Origin of the sequence: Sphingomonas sp., assembly GCF_025353885.1 — a bacterium.
Taxonomy (GTDB): domain Bacteria; phylum Pseudomonadota; class Alphaproteobacteria; order Sphingomonadales; family Sphingomonadaceae; genus Sphingomonas_O.
Genome location: NZ_JANXNX010000101.1, coordinates 34,246 through 54,545, shown reverse-complemented (window position 1 = coordinate 54,545; position 20,300 = coordinate 34,246). Strand labels below are relative to the sequence as shown.

23 protein-coding genes are annotated in these 20,300 nt (G+C 61.4%); 16 read left to right on the top strand and 7 right to left on the bottom strand.

The genetic code is table 11. From position 1 onward, the window contains the following. The 15 genes from nuoF to Q0R02_RS10900 all read left to right on the top strand — a co-directional run. Window positions 1–756: NADH-quinone oxidoreductase subunit NuoF (nuoF, locus tag Q0R02_RS10970; RefSeq protein ID WP_293883466.1), on the top strand; the 756-nt coding region annotated here is incomplete at its 5' end. 1 nt (window position 757) lies between these two features. Then, a complete protein-coding gene (locus tag Q0R02_RS10965) occupies window positions 758–1,162 on the top strand; it encodes a clan AA aspartic protease (protein ID WP_293883464.1) in 405 nt (134 codons plus the stop codon). Beyond that, a complete protein-coding gene (locus Q0R02_RS10960; RefSeq protein WP_293883463.1) occupies window positions 1,162–1,908 on the top strand; it encodes a hypothetical protein in 747 nt (248 codons plus the stop codon). The genes Q0R02_RS10965 and Q0R02_RS10960 overlap by 1 nt, the downstream gene beginning before the upstream one ends. Beyond that, window positions 1,908–3,911 (top strand): NADH-quinone oxidoreductase subunit NuoG, encoded by a 2,004-nt coding sequence (nuoG, locus tag Q0R02_RS10955; RefSeq protein ID WP_293883462.1) that lies wholly within the window; start codon window positions 1,908–1,910, stop codon window positions 3,909–3,911. Before Q0R02_RS10960 ends, nuoG begins: the two co-directional genes overlap by 1 nt. Further along, complete coding sequence (gene nuoH, locus Q0R02_RS10950; RefSeq protein WP_293883460.1) at window positions 3,908–4,948, top strand: NADH-quinone oxidoreductase subunit NuoH; 1,041 nt, start codon at window positions 3,908–3,910, stop codon at window positions 4,946–4,948. Before nuoG ends, nuoH begins: the two co-directional genes overlap by 4 nt. Then, on the top strand, window positions 4,945–5,427 hold the full coding sequence (gene nuoI / locus Q0R02_RS10945) for an NADH-quinone oxidoreductase subunit NuoI (protein ID WP_293883458.1): 483 nt from the start codon (window positions 4,945–4,947) through the stop codon (window positions 5,425–5,427). The genes nuoH and nuoI overlap by 4 nt, the downstream gene beginning before the upstream one ends. A gap of 13 nt (window positions 5,428–5,440) precedes the next feature. Next, on the top strand, window positions 5,441–6,055 hold the full coding sequence (locus tag Q0R02_RS10940; RefSeq protein ID WP_293883456.1) for an NADH-quinone oxidoreductase subunit J: 615 nt from the start codon (window positions 5,441–5,443) through the stop codon (window positions 6,053–6,055). Next, window positions 6,052–6,357 carry an NADH-quinone oxidoreductase subunit NuoK gene (nuoK, locus tag Q0R02_RS10935; RefSeq protein WP_293883454.1) on the top strand — a complete coding sequence of 102 codons (306 nt, stop codon included), beginning with the start codon at window positions 6,052–6,054 and terminating at the stop codon, window positions 6,355–6,357. The genes Q0R02_RS10940 and nuoK overlap by 4 nt, the downstream gene beginning before the upstream one ends. Next, window positions 6,357–8,393 (top strand): NADH-quinone oxidoreductase subunit L, encoded by a 2,037-nt coding sequence (nuoL, locus tag Q0R02_RS10930; protein WP_293883452.1) that lies wholly within the window; start codon window positions 6,357–6,359, stop codon window positions 8,391–8,393. Before nuoK ends, nuoL begins: the two co-directional genes overlap by 1 nt. Next, entirely contained in the window at window positions 8,390–9,925 is a 1,536-nt protein-coding gene (locus Q0R02_RS10925) for an NADH-quinone oxidoreductase subunit M (protein ID WP_293883450.1), read from the top strand. Before nuoL ends, Q0R02_RS10925 begins: the two co-directional genes overlap by 4 nt. Then, the gene (gene nuoN, locus Q0R02_RS10920; protein ID WP_293883448.1) at window positions 9,922–11,361 is read left to right on the top strand and encodes an NADH-quinone oxidoreductase subunit NuoN; all 1,440 of its coding nucleotides are present in this window, start codon (window positions 9,922–9,924) and stop codon (window positions 11,359–11,361) included. The genes Q0R02_RS10925 and nuoN overlap by 4 nt, the downstream gene beginning before the upstream one ends. Further along, a complete protein-coding gene (locus tag Q0R02_RS10915) occupies window positions 11,328–12,068 on the top strand; it encodes a biotin--[acetyl-CoA-carboxylase] ligase (protein WP_293883446.1) in 741 nt (246 codons plus the stop codon). Before nuoN ends, Q0R02_RS10915 begins: the two co-directional genes overlap by 34 nt. A 10-nt stretch (window positions 12,069–12,078) precedes the next feature. Then, window positions 12,079–12,858 (top strand): type III pantothenate kinase, encoded by a 780-nt coding sequence (locus Q0R02_RS10910; protein ID WP_293883444.1) that lies wholly within the window; start codon window positions 12,079–12,081, stop codon window positions 12,856–12,858. A 165-nt stretch (window positions 12,859–13,023) separates the two neighbouring features. After that, window positions 13,024–14,601 carry a ribonuclease J gene (locus Q0R02_RS10905; protein ID WP_293883470.1) on the top strand — a complete coding sequence of 526 codons (1,578 nt, stop codon included), beginning with the start codon at window positions 13,024–13,026 and terminating at the stop codon, window positions 14,599–14,601. Between the two features lie 16 nt (window positions 14,602–14,617). After that, entirely contained in the window at window positions 14,618–14,884 is a 267-nt protein-coding gene (locus Q0R02_RS10900; RefSeq protein ID WP_293883442.1) for a DUF1467 family protein, read from the top strand. Window positions 14,885–15,024: 140 nt separating this feature from the next. On the opposite strand, the gene Q0R02_RS10895 is transcribed toward Q0R02_RS10900, so the two are convergent. Further along, entirely contained in the window at window positions 15,025–15,477 is a 453-nt protein-coding gene (locus Q0R02_RS10895; protein WP_293883440.1) for a nuclear transport factor 2 family protein, read from the bottom strand. A 103-nt stretch (window positions 15,478–15,580) separates the two neighbouring features. Beyond that, window positions 15,581–17,869, bottom strand: a complete 2,289-nt coding sequence (locus Q0R02_RS10890) for a hypothetical protein (RefSeq protein ID WP_293883438.1) — start codon at window positions 17,867–17,869, stop codon at window positions 15,581–15,583. Between the two features lie 96 nt (window positions 17,870–17,965). On the opposite strand from Q0R02_RS10890, the gene Q0R02_RS10885 reads away from it, so the two are divergent. Then, window positions 17,966–18,499 (top strand): J domain-containing protein, encoded by a 534-nt coding sequence (locus Q0R02_RS10885; protein ID WP_293883436.1) that lies wholly within the window; start codon window positions 17,966–17,968, stop codon window positions 18,497–18,499. A gap of 17 nt (window positions 18,500–18,516) precedes the next feature. Here Q0R02_RS10885 and Q0R02_RS10880 read toward each other — a convergent pair whose 3' ends face one another. From Q0R02_RS10880 to pspC, 5 genes are all read right to left on the bottom strand, one after another. Continuing rightward, window positions 18,517–18,894: a hypothetical protein gene (locus Q0R02_RS10880; protein WP_293883434.1), complete on the bottom strand. Its 378-nt coding sequence runs from the start codon at window positions 18,892–18,894 to the stop codon at window positions 18,517–18,519. A gap of 7 nt (window positions 18,895–18,901) precedes the next feature. Then, entirely contained in the window at window positions 18,902–19,315 is a 414-nt protein-coding gene (locus Q0R02_RS10875) for a SufE family protein (RefSeq protein WP_293883432.1), read from the bottom strand. A gap of 24 nt (window positions 19,316–19,339) precedes the next feature. Continuing rightward, window positions 19,340–19,582, bottom strand: a complete 243-nt coding sequence (locus Q0R02_RS10870) for a hypothetical protein (RefSeq protein WP_293883430.1) — start codon at window positions 19,580–19,582, stop codon at window positions 19,340–19,342. Window positions 19,583–19,594: 12 nt separating this feature from the next. Then, on the bottom strand, window positions 19,595–19,840 hold the full coding sequence (locus Q0R02_RS10865) for a hypothetical protein (RefSeq protein ID WP_293883428.1): 246 nt from the start codon (window positions 19,838–19,840) through the stop codon (window positions 19,595–19,597). Window positions 19,841–19,908: 68 nt separating this feature from the next. After that, complete coding sequence (gene pspC, locus Q0R02_RS10860) at window positions 19,909–20,289, bottom strand: envelope stress response membrane protein PspC (protein WP_293883425.1); 381 nt, start codon at window positions 20,287–20,289, stop codon at window positions 19,909–19,911. Window positions 20,290–20,300 lie beyond the last annotated feature (11 nt).

Here is a 20,300-nt window from a genome sequence, read left to right as displayed (position 1 = left end):
CTCGAAAGCCTCGAAGGCAAAAAGGGCCAGCCTCGCCTGAAGCCGCCTTTCCCGGCCGGCGCGGGGCTTTATGGTTGCCCCACGACGGTGAACAATGTCGAAAGCATCGCGGTCGTTCCGACGATCCTGCGGCGCGGCGCGGCATGGTTTGCCGGGATCGGCAATCCGAAGAACGAAGGCACCAAGCTTTTCCAGATTTCGGGCCATGTGAACAAGCCCTGCGTTGTCGAGGACGCGATGGGCATCCCGTTCCGTGAACTCATCGACAAGCATTGCGGTGGTATTCGCGGCGGCTGGGAGAACCTGCTGGCCGTCATCCCCGGCGGATCGTCGGTGCCGCTCGTGCCCGCCGCCATGATCATGGACGCGCCAATGGACTTCGACGGCTTGAAAGCGGTCGGCTCGGGGCTTGGAACGGCGGCGGTCATCGTCATGGACAAGTCCACCGACATCGTTCGCGCCATCTCGCGCCTGTCGTATTTCTACAAGCATGAAAGCTGCGGCCAGTGCACACCTTGCCGCGAAGGCACCGGCTGGATGTGGCGCGTCATGGAGCGCCTGCGCACAGGTGACGCCGACATCAGCGAAATCGACCTGCTTCAGGAAGTCACCAAACAAGTCGAAGGCCACACGATCTGCGCGCTCGGTGATGCAGCCGCCTGGCCGATCCAAGGGCTGATCAAGCACTTCCGTCCCGAAATCGAGCGCCGCATCATCGAGCGTGGCGGCCCGGCTTTGCTGGAGGCGGCCGAATAACATGGGCATTCTCGCCGATATCGAACTTGCCAACGCGCGGGAGGACGACCTGCTGCCGATGACAGTAGACGCGCTGGTCGACACCGGAGCGACCCATTTGTGCATTCCGCAGCATGTCGCGCATCAGCTTCGGCTCCCGGTACTTGACCGCCGGGAAGTCACTGTGGCTAACGGCGCGACCGCGATGGTCGATTATGTCGGGCCGATCAACGTCAGGTTCGCAAACCGTCCGCGCCTGGTTGGGGCGTTGGTCCTTGGCGATCAGGCATTACTTGGTGCAATTCCGATTGAAGATATGGATTTGGTCATCAGCCCTTCGCGGCAGACTGTCACGGTCAACCCAAACAACCTCAATATGGCCATGTCGCTTGCGATGGGCGTCCGCTATCCGACGACGGCCGGGTGATGCTGCGCTTGATCAATCTTTTCAGGCCAGCAGGGCTCGCGATTGCGGCAACTCTTGCGCTCGTATTGTTACCCATCAGTCATGCGGGGGCGACCAATGCGGCTGACAAGGAAAAAGAAGTGCGCAGCATAATGTACGATTTCGCTACTTGCGTGATCAAGAAAAACCATCGCCGTGCTGCTGACGCTATCATTTCGAATGTTAACAATACCGAGATGCTGAAACGCTATTCTGATCTGGCTGATGGTAAATGCCTCGGCGCTGTGGCTGGCAATGTGCAATTGTCCTTCGTGGGCGACCAGTTCAGCTATGCGCTCGCAGATGCCTTGGTCAATGCCGATTTCGCGGTTAGCGGGCCTGTGGACTTTGCAAACAAATTGCCACTTGCGCCACTTTCTCGAACGATGAAGGCCGAATTCGAGGCATCGTTGGAAAAAGAAAAAAGCAAACGGATGCGCGTCAAGATGGAGGAGAATTTCAGGAAGAATCAAACCTTGACATGGCTCTCCAGTTACGGCGAATGCGTCGCGCGTCAGAACCCCCCTGCAGTTCGACTTTGGTTGCTTACCAAGCCAAGTGGTCCCGAAGAACTCAGCAGGATCAACGTGCTACGACCGGCCTTCGCGGCCTGCATGGACAAGGGCACCGTCAGTTTTGGTAGAGTCGTTATGCGTGGGACTGTGGCTATCAATTATTACCGACTGGCGATGGCGACGCCGCAGCCGGTATCGGGGAGCGCCCACTAATGCCTAAACTCACAGTCGACGGCATCGAAGTCGAAGTCCCTGCTGGCGCAACCGTGCTTCAGGCTTGCGAAATCGCGGGCAAGGAAATCCCGCGTTTTTGCTACCATGAACGGCTCAGCATTGCGGGCAATTGCCGCATGTGCCTCGTCGAGGTGAAGCCGGGCCCGCCAAAGCCGCAGGCATCCTGTGCACTGCCCGCCGCCGAGGGACAGGACATCCGGACCGACTCCGCGATGGTCAAGAAGGCGCGCGAAGGGGTGATGGAGTTCCTCCTCATCAACCATCCGCTCGATTGTCCGATTTGCGTCCAGGGCGGCGAATGCGACTTGCAGGATCAGTCGCTCGCCTATGGCAAGGGCAATTCGCGCTATATCGAGAACAAGCGCGCCATCACCGAGAAATACATGGGTCCTATCGTCAAGACCGCCATGACCCGCTGCATCCAGTGCACACGCTGCATCCGCTTTGCCGAGGAAGTTGCCGGCATCGAGGAAATCGGTGCCATAGGCCGCGGCGAGTCGATGCAGATCACAACCTATCTGGAACACGCAATCCAGTCCGAACTGTCAGGTAACGTGGTCGATTTGTGTCCCGTTGGTGCTCTAACAAGCAAACCATATGCATTCGAAGCGCGTCCATGGGAATTGAAGAAGACCCCCGCGATCGATGTAATGGATGCTGTCGGCACCAACATCCGGCTGGATTCGCGTGGTCGCCAGGTGTTGCGTTCATTGCCCCGGATCAACGAAGACGTGAACGAGGAATGGTCGTCAGACAAGACGCGTCATGCCATCGATGGCCTGGTCCGCAAGCGGCTCGATCGTCCGTTCGTGCGCGTCGATGGCAAGCTGGTAGAGGCGACGTGGGAGCAGGCTTTCACAGCGATTGCCGCGGTTGATGCCGGTGCCAGCGTCGCTGCCGTCGCCGGCGACCTGGTCGATTGCGAGACCATGTTTGCCGCAAAGGCATTGCTGCTTTCGATGGGGTCTTCGCTCCTGGAGGGCCGTCAGACTGGCCTGGCGTATGACACGTCTTCGCTCAGTGCGGTCAATTTCAACACCACGATCGCCGGAATAGAACGCGCCGACGTGATCCTGCTGGTCGGCACCAATCTGCGCTGGGAAGCGCCGCTGGTGAACACGCGCATTCGCAAGGCGATAAAGCGCGGGGCAAAGGTTTTTGCAATCGGCGCACCGACCGATCTTACTTATAAGGTGAACTGGATTGGCACCGACGCGGGTATCTTGTCCAAACTTCCGCAAGGGTTGGCCGATGCTTTGACCAATGCCGAACGTCCTGCAATAATCGTCGGCGGCGGCGCGTTGAAAATTGCCGGAGTCCACGGGGCGGCGCTTGCCCTGGCCGCTGACTTCAACCTTGTCCGCGACGGTTGGAACGGCTTCAATGTCATTCATTTCTCGGCGGCGCGCATGGGCGGGTTGATGCTCGGTTACGCACAACCCGGCGGCATTTCAGCGTTGACCACGGCAAAGCTCGTGTTCGCGCTTGGTGCCGATGAAACCAACTGGAGCCAGTTCGCGTCGTCGTTCAAAGTGTATATCGGCCATCATGGCGATGCTGGCGCAGCGGCAGCGGACGTTGTCCTGCCCGGTGCCAGCTTTGCTGAAAAGCCTGGCACCTATGTAAACTTGGAAGGTCGTGTGCAGCGTGGCGAACGGGCGGTATTCCCGCCTGGCGACGCACGCGAGGACTGGGCGATCCTGCGTGCCCTGTCGGATGTCCTTGGCCACAAGCTGCCATTCGACACTTATGACGCCCTGCGCGCGGCGATGTTTGCCGATGTGCCGGCGTTGGCGACCGAGGGGCGGGTGAACTATGGCTGGACCGTTCCGACATTACCGGCCGATCCAAAGGGAGCGATCACGGGCTATCCGATCAAGGATTTCTACCTGACCAACGCGATTTGCCGCGCCAGCCCGACGATGCAGCAATGTTCGACTGAAATCATCCACGGTGGCGCGATGCTGGAGGCGGCCGAGTGACCCTTTGGCTTCAATCACGCCTCGGCTTCGAGTTTGGTTGGCTGGTCGCCAATGTCGCCTATGTCCTGGTGATCGCGTTGCCGCTGATGCTGGCGGTCGCCATGATCATCTATGCCGATCGCAAGATCTGGGCCGCGATGGCGTTGCGCAAGGGGCCCAATGTCGTCGGCCCGTTCGGACTGCTGCAGTCGTTTGCCGATGGCCTGAAAGTTTTCCTTCAGGAAACAATCATCCCGACCTCGGCCAATCGCGGCCTGTTCCTGCTCGCACCGATCCTGACCTTCACTGTCGCGTTGATCGTGTGGGCGGTGATCCCGTGGCAAGCGGGCGTCGTGCTGGCCGACATTAACGTCGGGCTGCTGTACATTCTCGCGGCGTCGTCGCTCGGGGTTTACGGTGTTATCATCGCGGGCTGGTCATCGAACTCGAAATACCCGTTCTACTCGGCGCTTCGTGCGGCGGCACAAATGGTCAGCTATGAGGTCAGCATCGGCTTCGTCCTGATCTCGGTCGTACTCTGGTCGGGAACGTTCAATCTTTCAGGAATCGTCGAAGCGCAGCGGCATCATCTCTGGATCACCAACGGCTTTGGCTTCAACCCGCTGTTCCTGCCGATGGCGGTGGTGTTCCTGATCTCGTCGCTCGCCGAAACCGCGCGTGCTCCGTTCGACCTGACCGAGGCCGAATCCGAACTCGTCGCCGGTTATCAGACCGAATATTCGTCGATGAGCTTCGCGCTGTTCTGGCTTGGTGAATATGCCAACGTCCTGTTGATGTGTGCGTTGAACGCGATCCTGTTCTGGGGCGGCTATTTGCCTCCGATCGACTGGGCACCGCTCTATTACGTTCCCGGCATCGTCTGGCTGTTTGCGAAAATCCTGCTGTTTTTCTTCATCTTCAGCTGGATAAAGGCGACCGTTCCCCGTTACCGCTATGACCAGCTCATGCGGCTTGGCTGGAAAATCTTCTTGCCGCTCTCGCTGCTCTGGGTTGTCATTATCTCAGGGTATCTCATGATTTTCAGGTATTCCGCATGATCGCGCACCTCATCAAATCGTTCACGCTTTGGGAATTCCTGAAGGCGCACTGGCTGACCTTGCAGTATTTCTTCAAGCCCAAGGCGACGATCAATTACCCTTATGAAAAAAACCCGCTGTCGGTGCGGTTCCGGGGTGAACATGCGCTGCGCCGCTATCCCAATGGCGAGGAACGCTGCATCGCGTGCAAGCTGTGCGAGGCTGTCTGCCCTGCGCAGGCCATCACGATCGAGGCCGAACCCCGCGAGGATGGCAGCCGCCGCACCACGCGCTACGACATCGACATGACCAAGTGCATCTTTTGCGGCCTGTGCCAGGAAGCCTGTCCGGTCGATGCCATCGTCGAGGGGCCGAACTTCGAATATGCGACCGAAACGCGTGAGGAACTGATCTACGACAAGTCCAAGCTGCTCGATAACGGCGACCGATGGGAACGCGTCCTCGCCGCGAACCTTGCCGCCGATGCCCCGTATCGATAGGGGCGCGGGCGTTATGATCCAGGTCTTCACATTCTATTTGTTTGCGGTCGTCGTCGTGCTGTCGGCCCTGCTGACGATCACGGCTCGCAACCCGGTGCATTCGGTGCTGTGGCTGATTCTCGCTTTCTTCAATGCCGCGGGTTTGATGCTGATTGTCGGGGCAGAGTTCGTCGCGATGCTGCTGGTCATCGTCTATGTCGGCGCGGTCGCGGTGCTGTTCCTTTTCGTCGTCATGATGCTCGACATCGACTTTTCCGAAATGCGGACGGGGTTCACCAAATACCTGCCGTTCGGCCTATTGATTGCGGTCGCGCTGATCGCCGAAATCCTGATTGCGACATTTGCGTGGCAGGCCGGCGGGATCGTCATGGCGAACCGCGCAGCGCCAATTATTGCAGAGGTTCCCAATACCGAAGCCATCGGCCTGCTGCTCTATACGCGCTATCTATATATTTTCGAGGGCGCTGGCCTGGTCCTGCTGGTTGCCATGATCGGCGCCATCGTCCTGACGCACCGTGCGCGCGGCGGGACAAAGCCGCAGAACATTTCGTCGCAGGTCCGCCGCCGGCCGCAGGATGCCGTGCGGATCGTCAAGGGGCAGGGCGTCGGATCAGGGGTGGAATTGTGATCGGACTGCATCATTACATCGCGGTCAGTGCGATCCTGTTCGTGCTGGGGGTGCTTGGCATCTTTATCAACCGTAAGAATCTGATCATCATTCTGATGTCAATCGAACTGATCCTGCTGGCAGTGAACATCAATTTTGTCGCTTTCAGCGCGTATCTGAACGACCTCGTCGGCCAGATTTTTGCAATGTTCGTGCTGACGGTCGCCGCGGGAGAGGCGGCCATCGGGCTTGCCATCCTCGTCATTTATTTCCGCAGTCGCGCGACGATCGCGGTCGATGATGTCAATCGGATGCACGGCTGATGGTCATCAACCTCATGGTTTTCCTGCCGCTGCTGACTGCGCTCGTCGGGGGGCTTGGCAATCGTTATATCGGCAATTTCGCCGCCAAGCTGGTGACGACGGCGGGCCTGTTCGTGTCGTGCCTGATCGCCTGGTTCATTTTTGCGCTCTACTTCACCGGCCTCGGGGTAGCGCAGGTCGTGCCGGTGCTCGACTGGATCCACTCAGGCAATCTCAACGTCGAATGGAGCTTGCGGATCGACACGCTGACTGCGGTCATGCTGGTCGTCATCACCACCGTCTCGGCGCTGGTCCATCTATATAGCTGGGGCTATATGGCAGAGGACAACAGCCAGCCGCGCTTTTTCGCCTATCTGTCGTTGTTCACCTTCGCGATGCTGATGCTGGTGACAGCCAACAACCTCGTCCAGATGTTTTTTGGTTGGGAAGGGGTTGGCCTCGCTTCCTATCTGCTCATCGGTTTCTGGTATCAAAAGCCCTCGGCCAACGCCGCGGCGATCAAGGCGTTCGTTGTCAATCGGGTCGGCGACTTTGGTTTTTCGCTGGGCATCTTCGGCACCTTCCTGGTGTTCGGAACCGTCTCGATCCCCGAAATTCTCGCCGCTGCGCCGGGCATGGCCGGTACGACCATCGGCTTTCTTGGGCATCGCGTCGACACGATGACCTTGCTCTGCTTGCTTCTGTTCGTCGGCGCGATGGGCAAGTCGGCGCAGCTCGGCCTGCACACATGGCTGCCCGACGCCATGGAGGGACCGACCCCGGTGTCCGCGCTGATCCACGCTGCAACAATGGTCACGGCGGGCGTGTTCATGGTGTGTCGCCTGTCGCCGATGTTCGTCGTCAGCCCAACCGCGATGACCGTCGTCACCCTCGTCGGGGCCGCGACCGCCTTCTTTGCCGCAACGGTCGGCACGACCCAGACCGACATCAAGCGCGTCATCGCCTATTCGACCTGCTCGCAACTCGGCTATATGTTCTTTGCAGCGGGCGTCGGCGCATTCAACGCCGCAATGTTCCACCTGTTCACCCATGCCTTCTTCAAGGCGTTGTTGTTCCTTGGTGCTGGTTCAGTCATCCACGCGATGCACCACGAACAGGATATGCGTTTCTATGGTGGTTTGCGCAAACACATCCCGCTAACCTTCTATGCGATGCTCGCAGGGACGCTCGCGATCACCGGCTTCGGCTTCATCGAAGTCTTTGGTTTCGCCGGTTTCTACTCAAAGGATGCGATCATCGAAGCCGCCTACGCGCACGGCGGCGAAGCGGGCGGTATCGCCTATGCGGTCGGCGTGTTCGCAGCGTTGCTGACCAGCTTTTATTCGTGGCGACTGATGTTTCTGACGTTCTGGGGCAAACCCCGTTGGGCGGGCAGCGAGCACATCCAACACGCGGTCCACGATAGCCATTGGGATGCAGAAGCGGAAGGCGCCGGTTCCGACCCACATCAAGTCAAAATCGTCGATGGCACTGCAGGCTATCACCCACACGAAAGCCCGTGGACGATGCTGGTCCCGCTGGGCGTCCTCAGCCTGGGTGCGATCTTTGCCGGATTCCTGTTCCATGACGCGTTCCTCGGCGTCGAGCGCGGCGCGGCATTCTGGAACAACAGCCTCGCGTTCAACGCGCATCTGATGGAAGAAATGCACCACGTCCCGTTGCTGGTAAAATTGTCGGCCAGCATCGTCATGGTCGCAGGCTTCGGCATGGCGTACTGGGCCTATATTTCGAACACGGGCATCCCGGCCAAGTTTACCGAGACATTCCGCGGCCTGTACAAATTCCTGCTGAACAAATGGTATTTCGACGAGCTCTATCACGCGCTGTTCGTCGTTCCTGCCTTCGCGCTCGGCCGATTCTTCTGGCATCGCGGCGACGAAAAAACGATCGACCGGTTTGGCCCTGACGGTGCTGCCGCAGTGATCCTTTCGGGCGGCAGGCTCGCCGCGAAGCTTCAGTCGGGCTATCTCTACACTTACGCACTGGTCATGCTGCTCGGCCTTGCCGCTGCCGCGACTTGGGCGATGACACGATGAACGGGTTTCCTATCCTAACCCTCATGATCGCCCTCCCGCTGTTTGCCGCCGTCGCGTGTCTTTACGCGACGGCCAGCACCGCGCGCTGGATCGCGCTGGTCGCGACGCTTGCCGATCTCGTCCTCGGCATCGGCCTGTGGGCCAACTATGATCTGGCCGGTTCACAGTGGCAATTCATTGAGAACGTCCCGCTGTTCGGCCGCTTTGCATGGGCGCTCGGGATCGACGGCATCGCGCTGATGCTCATCATGCTCAGCGTTTTCCTGATGCCGGTCTGCATCGCCGCCTCATGGGAGGCGATTACCGACCGGGTACCCGAATATATGGCAGCATTCCTGCTTATGGAGGCGCTGATGATCGGCGTCTTCGTGAGCCAGGATCTGTTCCTGTTCTATATTTTCTTCGAAGCCGGCCTCATCCCGATGTACCTGATTATCGGCATCTGGGGCGGGGCGAACCGGATTTACGCCAGCTATAAATTCTTTCTCTACACGCTGCTCGGGTCGGTCCTGATGCTGATCGCGATGTTGTGGATGGCGCGCGAGGCCGGGACCACCAGCATCCCCGTGCTGATGGAGTTCAATTTCTCGCCCGAAACGCAGGTCTGGCTGTGGATCGCCTTTTTTGCATCGTTCGCGGTCAAGATGCCGATGTGGCCGGTTCACACCTGGCTGCCCGACGCGCACGTCCAGGCACCCACCGCCGGTTCGGTGATCCTTGCCGGAGTGCTGCTCAAAATGGGGGGCTATGGCTTCATCCGGTTCCTGCTGCCGATGTTTCCTGAAGGGTCGGCTTATTGGTTCTGGCTCGTCATGGGCCTGTCGATGATCGCAATCGTCTATGCCTCGCTGGTCGCGCTGGTGCAGACCGACATGAAAAAGCTGATTGCCTATTCGTCCGTCGCGCACATGGCGTTCGTCACCATCGGCCTGCTCACCTTCAACCGGCAGGGTATTGAGGGCGCGATGATGATGATGCTCAGCCACGGCTTGATCTCGGCGGCGCTTTTCCTGTGCGTCGGCGTGATTTACGACCGGCTCCATACCAGAGAGATCGCGCGTTACGGCGGCCTTGCCAACAATATGCCTGGCTATGCGCTGTTCTTCATGCTGTTCACCATGGGATCGGTCGGGCTGCCCGGTACCAGCGGTTTCGTTGCTGAATTCCTCAGCCTGATCGGTGCTTACCAGATTTCGAGCTGGGTCGCGTTCGTGGCCACCACCGGGATCATCCTTGGTGCGGCATATATGCTCTATCTGTATCGCCGAATCATCTATGGCACCGCCGCCGGTCCCGATGCCGCCGCTATGCCCGATCTGTCGAAACGAGAGATTGCCATCCTGCTCCCTATCGCCCTCGCCGTGTTGTGGATGGGCATTTATCCTGAGAGTTTCATGGCCCCGATGCGTCGTGATGTCGGCACACTGGTCGCCCGCATGGAGCGCGCTAATCCGGGTAGCGACGCCAAACTTGTGATGTCGGGTCAGCAAATCCGCGCAACCCATGTTTCGGTCGCGGAGCACGCCAAATGAATACGCTCCTTTTTACAGCCCCCGAACTTATCCTGTCGGTCGGGGCGATGGTCCTGATGCTCGTCGCGGCGTGGCAGGGTGACAAGGCCATCGGCGCGATTAGCTGGGGGGCGGTTGGCCTGCTTCTCCTGGCGGGCCTGTCGCTGATCGGACCCGCGGGCAATGGGGGCGTTGCCTTCGACGGACTGTATCGCGCCGATGCCTTCGGGACGTTTGCCAAGGTCCTGATCTACGCCACCACGGCGGTTTGCATTGTCGTCGCCCCACGCTTTTTCGGCGGTAACGGCATCGTCCACGAACAGTTGCGCGCCGAATACCCGGTGCTGATCCTGCTGGCGACGGCCGGCGCGGGCATGATGGTTTCGGCAACCGACTTGCTGACGCTCTACATCGGCCTCGAATTGCAAAGCCTCGCGTCCTACGTTCTGGCCAGCTTCATGCGCCGTGACACGCGCTCTGCCGAAGCGGGCCTGAAGTACTTTGTGCTGGGCGCATTGGCGAGCGGTATCCTGCTTTACGGCATCTCGCTCGTTTACGGCTTTACCGGCACCACCGGCTATGACGGCATTGCCCGCGCATTTGGTGCTGGTCTGAATACCGGCCAGTTGTTCGGGCTGGTATTCGTGTTTGCCGGCATCGCGTTCAAGATCGCCGCGGTCCCATTCCATATGTGGACCCCCGACGTTTACGAAGGCGCGCCAACGCCTGTGACCATGTTGTTCGCCACCGCACAGAAAGTGGCGGCAATCGCCCTGCTTGTGCGGGTCTCGATGGAGGCCATGGGTTCGGCAACCGGCGACTGGCGCCAGATTGTCATTTTCGCCTCGCTCGCCTCGATAGTGCTGGGCGCGGTGGGTGCGATCGGCCAGACTAACATCAAGCGATTGCTGGCCTATTCTTCGATCAACAACGTCGGTTTCGCGCTGGTCGGACTTGCTGCCGGAACTCGCGAAGGGGCCGCTTCCGTGCTGACGTACATGGCGATCTACGTTGTCATGACGCTCGGATCTTTCCTGTGTGTGCTCCAGATGCGCGATACTGATGGCAACCATGTCGAGAGCATCGTCAGCCTGTCGGGCCTGTCGCAAAGCCGCAAGGGACTGGCCGCGGCACTTGCCATCTTCATGTTTTCGCTGGCCGGTATCCCGCCGCTGTTCGGTTTCTGGGCCAAATTCGTCGTGTTCGACGCCGCAGTCGGGGCCGGGCTGACACCGCTCGCGGCCATCGGTATCGCCTCGTCGGTTATTGGGGCGTTCTATTATCTGAAGATCATCAAGACGATGTATTTTGACAAACCCGCCGTCGCCTACGCGCCTGCTACCAGCGCACTCGAAAACGGCCTGATCGCGGTGTTCGCGGCGTTCATTGTCCTCGGCTACCTCGCGATTCCCTGGCTTGGCGCGTGGTCGAACGCCGCTGCCGGAGCGCTATTCTGACGATCATTCACGTCGCGCAGACCGGTTCAACCAACGCCGACATGCTCGATCTGGCGCGCAACGGTGCGGTGACCGAGGGCGACTGGCTCCACGCCGACCAGCAGACTTCAGGACGCGGTCGTCTGGGCCGCGACTGGATTTCGCCACCGGGCAATGTCCATGCGAGCAGCCTCGTCACCCTTCGCGCAGGCGATCCGGCTGCCCCCACGCTGGCACTCGTCGCGGCGTTGGCGGTGTTCGATACGCTGAAGCTATGGGCTCCGGCACAACCGCTGGTGATAAAATGGCCCAACGACCTACTCGTCGACGGTGCCAAGATTTCCGGTATCCTGCTCGAAAGCATTGGCAGCGCGATTGTCGTTGGCGTCGGCATCAATCTGGTCCCGCTGGCGGCAGACCCGGGCCGTCCCGCCACCAGCCTGGCAACGCTTGGCATTGCCCCGCCCGATGCCGCGACGATGGTCGCCGCGCTGGCCGAAATACTTGCCGACTGGCTAGCGCGCTGGCGGGGGGAGGGACTTGCCGCCATCCGCGCCGTCTGGCTCGCCCGTGCCCACCCAACCGGCACTGCGCTTTCCGCCACAACCGCGGACGGCGACCGCGTCGAGGGGCTGTTCGACGGCCTGACCGATGGCTGTGCGCTGCGCTTGCGCTTGGCGGATGGCGCGACCCGTGTCATTCACGCGGGCGACGTATTCCTGATCTAAAAGGCCAATTATGCTGCTTGCCATCGACGCCGGTAACACCAATGTGGTCTTCGCGCTTGTCGACGGCGAAGCCATCGTCGCGCGGTGGAGGATCGCGACCGACCCGCGCCGCACCGCCGATGAATATGCCGTCTGGCTCTCGCAATTGATGCAACTCACGGGTCACAAGACGGAGGTCGTCGAAGCGGTCGTCATCGCGACCGTCGTGCCCCGCGCCCTCCACAACCTCGTGGTTCTGTCGGAAAAATACTTCAGAACAACCCCGCTGGTTGCCGGTCGCGCGCCGCTCGAATGGGGCATCCATCTCGATGTTGTCGAACCTTCGACCGTCGGTGCCGATCGGGTCGTCAACACCATTGCCGCCCATGCGTTGCACGAAGGCGACCTGATCGTCATCGATTTCGGCACCGCGACCACCTTCGACGTCATCGATTATACCGGCGCTTACAAGGGCGGGATCATCGCCCCCGGAATCAACCTGTCGCTGGACGCGCTCGTCGCCGCCGCCGCCAAGCTGCCGCGCATTGCCATCGAAACCCCGGACAGCACGTCGGTCATCGGCCGCACGACTGAGGAGCAGATGGTGATCGGCATTTACTGGGGCTATATCGGCCTGATCGAGGGGTTGACCGCGCGCATCAAGGCAGAGGTCGGGCGTCCGGTAAGGGTCATCGCGACGGGCGGGCTGGCGACCTTGTTCGAACGCCACAGCCAGGTCTTCGATATGATCGAACCCGACCTGACGATCCGCGGACTGGCAATCATGTGGAAATCCCTCGCAAAACGATAAACCCGACCCTATTTCATCATTTCGCCCCAACCGTCGATCTTCGTGCTAAGGCGCGCAATGACCTGCGGCGCTGGCCGATAAATTCTCAGAAAGAACCCAATAATTTTGACAAAACCCGGCAAAGAACTGCTTTTCCTCGCGCTTGGCGGGTCGGACGAAATCGGCATGAACGTCAACCTGTACGGTTGCGACGGCAAATGGCTGATGATCGACCTCGGCCTGACGTTTGCGGGCGCCGACTATCCCGGCATCGACCTCGTCCTGCCTGATCTCGAATTCATCGAAGCACGGCGCAAGGACCTGGTGGGCATCGTCCTGACCCACGCGCATGAGGACCATATCGGCGCGATCCCGTATCTCGCCGCCGACCTTGGCGTGCCGCTTTATGCCAATCCGTTCACCGCCACGCTCATCAAGGGCAAGCTGGAGGAGGAGGGAATCGCCAAGCAGGTCAAGCTGAACATCATGAAGCCCGGCGCCAAACTGAACCTCGGGCCGTTCGAGATCGAACTTGTCCGCCTGTCGCATTCGATTCCCGACATGGACGCGGTCATCGTCAACACGCCCTATGGCCGGGTTTTCCACACCGGCGACTGGAAGCTGGACGACGACCCGGTCATGGGGACGCCCGCCAATGCAGACGAGATGAAGGCGATCGGCGATCGCGGCATCCTCGCGCTCGTCTGCGATTCCACGAACGCCTTCAACGACGAGGCATCGGGCACCGAAGGCAGCGTCCGCGAGGGCCTGTTGAAGGCCGTTGCCGCGGCCAAGGGTCGCGTCGTCGTCACCAGTTTTGCCTCGAACGCGGCGCGCCTCGCCACGCTGGGCCAGGTCGCCAAGGCCAGTGGCCGGACCCTGACCGTCGCGGGCCGTTCGCTCGACAAGATCATCGGAGCCGCACGCGCCAACGGCTATTTGAAGGATTTCCCCGAGACCGTCGATTTCGACTCCGCGATGAAGCTGCCCGGCCACAAATCGCTGATCATCGCGACGGGCGGACAGGGTGAAACGCGCGCCGCGCTCGCCCGCATCGCCTTCGACCAGCATCAGATCAAGATGAGCGAAGGCGACACCGTCATCTTTTCGTCAAAGCAGATTCCCGGCAACGAAGTTCAGATCGGCCGCATCCAGAATGCGCTCGCGCGCAAGGACATCCTCATGGTCACCGAGAAGCAGGCGCACGTCCATGTGTCGGGCCATCCCGGTCGTCCCGAACTGGCGGTCATGTATGACTGGATTCGCCCGGAAATGCTGATCCCCGTCCACGGTGAACGGCGTCACATGTCCGAACAGGCACGCTTCGGGCTAGAGCAGGGCATCCCCAAATCGATCGTCCAGTCCAATGGCGACGTCGTGCGGCTTGCTCCCAATGGTCCGAAGATCATCGGTCATGAACGCACCGGTCGCCTGTTGCTCGATGGCGATGTCATCCTGGCGGCAGAGGGTATCACGATCAACGAGCGCCGCCGGATTTCGGTCAACGGCGTGGTTTCGGTCGCGGTCGCCATCGGTGCTGACGGCCAGTTGCGCGGCACCCCCGAAGTCCGCATCCAGGGCCTGCCCGTCGAGGAAGACCGCGAGGCTTTCACGCTGGAGGCCTGCGACGATGCCGCAGCCGCCGCGCGCAAGGAACGCGAGCCCGATCGTGTGCGCGAAGCCGTGCGCCTGGCGGTCCGTAAGACCGCAACGCGCTGGACCGGAAAAAAGCCGGTGATCGAGGTATTGGTGGTCAAGGTCTGAGGCGAGGGCAAGGCATATGAACTGGAAGTCCGCGCTCGCCATCTACGTCCTGTTCTGGGTGATGAGCGCGTTCGTCATCCTGCCGTTCGGGGTGAAGACGCCCGACGAACTCGGCATCGAGAAAACGCCGGGGCAGGTGGAGAGTGCACCCGCCAATTTCCGCCCGAAGCGCGTGCTGGTCGGCATGACGATCCTGGCGACGTTCCTGTTTGGGTTGTTCTATGCGAACTATACCTATGGCTGGCTGGGTATCGACCAGCTTACCCTGTTCAAGCCGGCATGAGTTGAGTGGAAGTGCCGTTTGGAATTGTCCTTGAGTGAACGAGGAGGCGGCTGACCCTTCAGCCCCACGAAACCGGCCAGTCCGCCTACGCCAGATATCGGCCGTTGGAAGCTGCCCCCTTTTCCTGTCAGCAGCAGGCTTCAGTGGCCGATCGGTATCACATCATCTTCGGCAGCAACGATCTGCCATTTGCCATTTCGTCGGATCCACGTGTCTGTCCATACAAAACGACCGCGGCGGGCTGGACTTTTCTTCGTCCAGGTCTCGCTCCCCTGTGCGACTGCGGTGTCGGGACCGAAGAACCGGACATTCACATAATCGGGATGATTGGATACGAAATCTCCCGGGCCTTCCTTTGCAAACTGTACAGCCTGAGCCTTGTTCAGCACCTTACCATCCAGAACCCAGACGAAATCTTCGGCAAGAATGCGCTTGACGACAAACGCATCGTTTGTTGCGACTGATTCCGCCCACTGGTGTTCACTTTCGATGATATAACGCTCGGCTCGCGCCTGGACAGCCGTCGGACGCTCGGCCTGTCCTTGTGCGGATGCGCCGAGCAGCAGTGCTGCCAATATATAAGCTTTCTGCATTGTCAGCCCCGTCCACCAGTTGAACTTACAGCGTCCGCTATTTGAATGCTCCTCACAAGAGCGGTCGGACCGAGATCGACTATAAGCCGTTCTTAGCGACGACCTAAGCCCGCAACCGCTCGATCGCCTGCGCCAGCGACACATACAGCTTGCCCATGTCCGACGACAGCAGGGTCACGCCCAGCGCCGACCCGTCGCGGGTTGCCAGCACGTTGCGCAACATCGCCTCGAAATCGTGGATGTAGCGGTTGACCTGCTCGCGGAATTCGGCCTCGCCGTCATAATGGCGCACGATCTCGCGGACTTCGCCCGCATCCAGCAACCGGACGGCTCGCCGGGTGAAAACCCCGCGGTCGCCACGCAAATAGGCCGCCCAGGCCGCGTCGGTCGTCTCGTTCGACAGGATCTTGGTGACATCGATGGCGGTCGAGTTCAACGATTCGATCAGCAGGGCGACACGACGCGCGAAATTGTCGCGATCGCTGTCCTGAACTTCGGCCCGCGCCTCGGCAATGCGCGTTTCGACGGCGGCGCTGGTGTCGGCGATCGTCAGCATCTGGCGCATCAGCCGGTCGCTGGCTTTGTGCGCGGTTTCCAGCGCACGTTCGGCGGTCGTGCCGAGCTGGGCAATGTGAATTTCGACCTGTTCGGTGATCGTGGTGGCGAGCGCTTCGCGGCTCGCGTTCGCCATTTTCTCCGCGGATTCGGGAATGACGCGACCGATGGCATCGCGCGCGCGGTCGGCGGCAGCCTGCGCGGTTTCGCGGACCCGGACGAGTGCCTCGACCAACTGCCCGCTTGCCCCGTTGGCCAGTTCGCGTGCGGCTTCGTCGGTCTTCTCGATTTCACCCAGCAGCGCCCGGGCAGTATCCGTCGTCGTGCCCAACCGGCTGTCGGTGTGCGCGACGAAATCATCGAGCATCGCGCGTTGCTTGGCGAGCAGCGCTTCTGCCTCCATCAGGCGGTCGAGCGCGGACCCGGCATTGCGTTCCAGTGCCTCGACCTCGGGCGCGGTTCGCGCTACGACATCACGGCTGGCCGATGCCCGCTGGTCCAGACGATCGAACGCGGCGGGCAGGGTCTCGTCGATCTCCCGCGTGGTGGCATCCAGCGCGGTCATCAGCGTCTCGGTCCGCCCGATCAGCCCATCAGCGGTGCTGGTGCCCCGCTCCAGCGCCCCGGTCAGCGTGCCCGCATGATCCGACAGTGCGGCCAGCGTAGCCGCCAGCCGTTCGCTGCGCGCCGTGCCGGTTTCATCAAGCGCGGCGAACCGGCCATCGAGTCCGTCGAGCCCCTCTCGCAGGGCGGACAGCAAGTGCCCGGTGGCGTCGGCCTGACTCGCCAGCAGCGCACCCATCGCCTCGACCCGCTCGCCTGCGTCGTCGATCCGCGTGGCGATGGCGTGCGCTGCATTGGTGCCGGTGCGGGCCAGCGCCGCCTGCGCCTGGTCAGCCAGTGCGATCATCGCCGCGCCCTGGGCTTCCATGCTCTGTCGCGCGGCGTCGCCCGCGCGCGCGGCATGGTCGAGCGCGACGTCGACGGCATCGGTCATCGTCGTCGCGGCTGCGGCAAGTCGGGCACCGGCGGTGGTGCTGACGCCTTCAATCCGGCCGAGGTGCGCTGCCAGTTTCTGCGCGGCCCCCCCGGCGATCTCATCGGCTTCGCGCCCGCGTGCGGCCAGCGCCGACAGTTGCGCGTCCAGCCGCCCGACCTGTTCATGCGCCGCAAGCCCGGCGCGTTCCAGCGACACGACCATCTCGCGCGTCTCGACCTGCGCCTTCGGCAAGTCGCTCAGCAGCACCGCGACGTCGGCGCGCGCGGTCGATGCCGAATGGCGCAGCGCCTGCGTATGGCGCGCGATCATGTCGACGTCGCTGTTCATCGCCTGACCCAGGTCGCGGATCCGGTGGGTGGCATCCTCGCCCATCGACAACAGTTGTTCGTTGGTTTCGCTCAGCGTCTCGCGCTGTTGCATCAGGTTGTGCATGACCCGCGACAGGGTCGCCTCCAGCCGTTCGTTCTCGATCCGCAGCCCGGCGGAGATTTTCTCGAACCGGCTCCCCTCGGCCCGGCTGCCACGCATGATCAGGCCATAGAGGATCGCGATCAACGCGAGCGGTGCGGAGCCGAGCGCAACGAAGGTCGCCAGTGCCTCAGCGCCCGGCGTTGCCGCCAGCCAGCCCGGAACGTGCGTTACGACCAAGAACAACACCCACGTCAGCGCCGCGATGACGCAAAGAACGGCACCGATGCTGCGCCCCCAGTCGCGCGGCGGGGCCACCAGATCGTCCTCGAAAATATCGGTGGGCGACAGGTCCAGCACGTCCTGTTCGACCGGTCCCTCGGATTTTCGATGGGGCCAAAGCCCGACCACTTGCGATCCTCCGTTCATGGTCCCCCCGTTCATGAATCGGCGTTTACCATATGATTTCAGAATTGCGAAAGGGCGATGTGGCGTTTCGGGCGGGCGCACCCTAGATACCGTTCGATGACACGTTCTTCACGCAATCTCGACTGGGGTTTTCCACGCTGGCGCGGCTATGGCACGTCGAGCGAAGCGACCGCGGTCAAGCTGTGCGACCGGCATAATTGCGAGAACAAGGGCGACAGACCCGCCCCGAAATCGCCGAACAGCCCCGAACGCTGGTATTTCTGCGAGGCGCATGCCGCTGAATACAACCGCGGATGGAATTATTTCGAAGGGTTGAGCGCCGAGGATGCCGCCGCGCGCGAGGCCGAGGAAACGCGCGACGCCACCGCCTACCAGGCCGCGTCGCATTATGGCTGGGGCGGCCCGGGCGACGGCACCCGGTCACGCGACGAGATGCGCGCGCTCGGTATCCTGGAACTCGACAATGATGCGACGTTTGAGGATGCGCGTGGGGCGTGGCGGCGGCTGGCCAAGGCCAACCACCCTGATATCAAGCAGAACGACCCCGTCGCCGCCGACAGGTTTCGCAGCATTCAGGCGGCATGGGACGTCCTGCGCACCGCCGAAGATCGCCGCGCCACAGCCGGTTGATGCTGCTGACCGAATGGCTACTCGTCGGTGCTTTCGGGCAGTGGGTCCTTGCCCGAAATGCGTTTTGCCATCGCAACCGCCGCCGCGAAATTGCCGACGCCCGAAATCTCGATCGCGCCACCGGTGATCACCTCGCGCACGACCGGGTTGACCAGCACCGCGCCACCGACCGCGATCGGGATCGGCTTGCCGAGGTTTGCTGAACTGAGCGCCGCCAGCCGCGCGGCCGCCGTGGGAGTCATGGTCACATAGATGTTGGGCATGCCCGCGCCGTCGGCAATCGCGCGCGCGTCCAGTATGTCGGCCTGCGGAAACGCCTGCCCCGCGATCGTCAGCAGGTCGGCGGGTGCCGCAGCGACGGCCAGGACAGCGGCGAGGGCGGCGGGTGTGCGCATCGCCCCGCTATGCCACCAATCGCTCGGCAGTGGAACGGATCAGGGCGATCATGTTGGGAATTCCCTGCGTCCGGTTTGAACTCAACTGCGCCTTCAGGTTAAAGGGGGCCAGCGCGTCCTGGATGTCGATTGCGACGATGGCCTCGGGGGTCTCGTTCTGCACCGTCGCCAGCACCAGCGCGATGATTCCCTTGGTGATCGCAGCATTCGAATCGGCCAGGAAATGCAGCCGCCCATCGTCGCTCCGCGTCGGATAGACCCAGACGCTGGCCGAACACCCGCGCACCAGCGTCGCATCGGTTTTCAACGGATCGGGCATCGGTTCCAGGTCGCGACCCAGGTCGATCAGCAGGCGATAACGATCGTCACCGTCGAGAAATTCATATTCGGCCAGAATGTCGGAGAGCTGGGGCACGGGCATGGCCCGCGCCTTAGACCTTTGATATCAAATATCCACCCCTGCCGCGATTGCTTCCAGCTTGCGGAGGCGTTCCTTCATGTCGGCAATGTCGATCCGGGCAAAGGTGCTGGCGGTCGCTCCCCCCGCACCCCGGTCCTGCCCGATCGCCAGTTCCGCGCGCTTGTAGTCGAGCCATCCGGCAAAGGCGCGCAGCCCGACCAGTGACAGGATCGCCAGCCCAGCCAACGCCGTCAGCGCCATTCCGAAATACAGCATAAGGTTATCCATCTGCCTGTCTCCTCAACGCAGCCGGTCGATTTCACGATCCAGATCGACGGCGCGGTTGTTGTCAGTGGCGATCCGTTCCAGCACGGCCAGGCGCTCCTTCAACGCGCGGACCTCCTCGCGCAGCCGGTCCGCATCGGGGTCGCTATGCAGCGCGATCCGGTTGCCGTGGCGATCCTCGGTAATGCCATGGCGGGCCAGATACATCTTCACGATGGCCCCGATCACCACGACGACGACAATCATTTCCCAAAGGTTCATCGGTAGATTCCCTGTTTTGACTATGGCAACATTTCGTCACCCCGGCGCAGGCCGGGGTGACGGAGGCGTCAGCGCAGGCTGTCGATCTCGTTGGCCAGGCTCGAATTGCGGCTGGTATAGTGCGTTTCGACATCGGCCAGCCGGCGGTCGATATCGCGGAATTTGGCGCGAACATCACGGGTCGATCGTGCTGGCGACTGGCGCACGCCCTGCCAGAACTTGGCATCCTCGGCGTTGTCGTACAGCCCCATTGGTTTCGGCTTGGCGACCCAGGCGGTGACCAGATACGCGATCAGCGTCCATGGAAAGCCACCCATGATCGTCAGCAGGACCGCGCCGACCCGGACCCAGGTCCGTTCCAGTCCGGTATATTCGGCAATTCCCGAACAGACGCCCAGCCATTTGGCGTTCTGTTTGTCGAGGTAGAATGAAGTACGACGTGCAGTCATGACAGGTCTCC

What these genes read in the sequence shown, in the direction of transcription:
- Q0R02_RS10965 (WP_293883464.1), top strand. Translation starts at nt 758, where the DNA reads ATGGGCATTCTCGCCGATATCGAACTTGCCAACGCGCGGGAGGACGAC.
- Q0R02_RS10960 (WP_293883463.1), top strand. Translation starts at nt 1,162, where the DNA reads ATGCTGCGCTTGATCAATCTTTTCAGGCCAGCAGGGCTCGCGATTGCG.
- nuoG (WP_293883462.1), top strand. Translation starts at nt 1,908, where the DNA reads ATGCCTAAACTCACAGTCGACGGCATCGAAGTCGAAGTCCCTGCTGGC.
- nuoI (WP_293883458.1), top strand. Translation starts at nt 4,945, where the DNA reads ATGATCGCGCACCTCATCAAATCGTTCACGCTTTGGGAATTCCTGAAG.
- Q0R02_RS10940 (WP_293883456.1), top strand. Translation starts at nt 5,441, where the DNA reads ATGATCCAGGTCTTCACATTCTATTTGTTTGCGGTCGTCGTCGTGCTG.
- nuoL (WP_293883452.1), top strand. Translation starts at nt 6,357, where the DNA reads ATGGTCATCAACCTCATGGTTTTCCTGCCGCTGCTGACTGCGCTCGTC.
- Q0R02_RS10925 (WP_293883450.1), top strand. Translation starts at nt 8,390, where the DNA reads ATGAACGGGTTTCCTATCCTAACCCTCATGATCGCCCTCCCGCTGTTT.
- nuoN (WP_293883448.1), top strand. Translation starts at nt 9,922, where the DNA reads ATGAATACGCTCCTTTTTACAGCCCCCGAACTTATCCTGTCGGTCGGG.
- Q0R02_RS10910 (WP_293883444.1), top strand. Translation starts at nt 12,079, where the DNA reads ATGCTGCTTGCCATCGACGCCGGTAACACCAATGTGGTCTTCGCGCTT.
- Q0R02_RS10905 (WP_293883470.1), top strand. Translation starts at nt 13,024, where the DNA reads ATGAACGTCAACCTGTACGGTTGCGACGGCAAATGGCTGATGATCGAC.
- Q0R02_RS10900 (WP_293883442.1), top strand. Translation starts at nt 14,618, where the DNA reads ATGAACTGGAAGTCCGCGCTCGCCATCTACGTCCTGTTCTGGGTGATG.
- Q0R02_RS10895 (WP_293883440.1), bottom strand. Translation starts at nt 15,477, where the DNA reads ATGCAGAAAGCTTATATATTGGCAGCACTGCTGCTCGGCGCATCCGCA.
- Q0R02_RS10890 (WP_293883438.1), bottom strand. Translation starts at nt 17,869, where the DNA reads ATGAACGGAGGATCGCAAGTGGTCGGGCTTTGGCCCCATCGAAAATCC.
- Q0R02_RS10885 (WP_293883436.1), top strand. Translation starts at nt 17,966, where the DNA reads ATGACACGTTCTTCACGCAATCTCGACTGGGGTTTTCCACGCTGGCGC.
- Q0R02_RS10880 (WP_293883434.1), bottom strand. Translation starts at nt 18,894, where the DNA reads ATGCGCACACCCGCCGCCCTCGCCGCTGTCCTGGCCGTCGCTGCGGCA.
- Q0R02_RS10875 (WP_293883432.1), bottom strand. Translation starts at nt 19,315, where the DNA reads ATGCCCGTGCCCCAGCTCTCCGACATTCTGGCCGAATATGAATTTCTC.
- Q0R02_RS10870 (WP_293883430.1), bottom strand. Translation starts at nt 19,582, where the DNA reads ATGGATAACCTTATGCTGTATTTCGGAATGGCGCTGACGGCGTTGGCT.
- Q0R02_RS10865 (WP_293883428.1), bottom strand. Translation starts at nt 19,840, where the DNA reads ATGAACCTTTGGGAAATGATTGTCGTCGTCGTGGTGATCGGGGCCATC.
- pspC (WP_293883425.1), bottom strand. Translation starts at nt 20,289, where the DNA reads ATGACTGCACGTCGTACTTCATTCTACCTCGACAAACAGAACGCCAAA.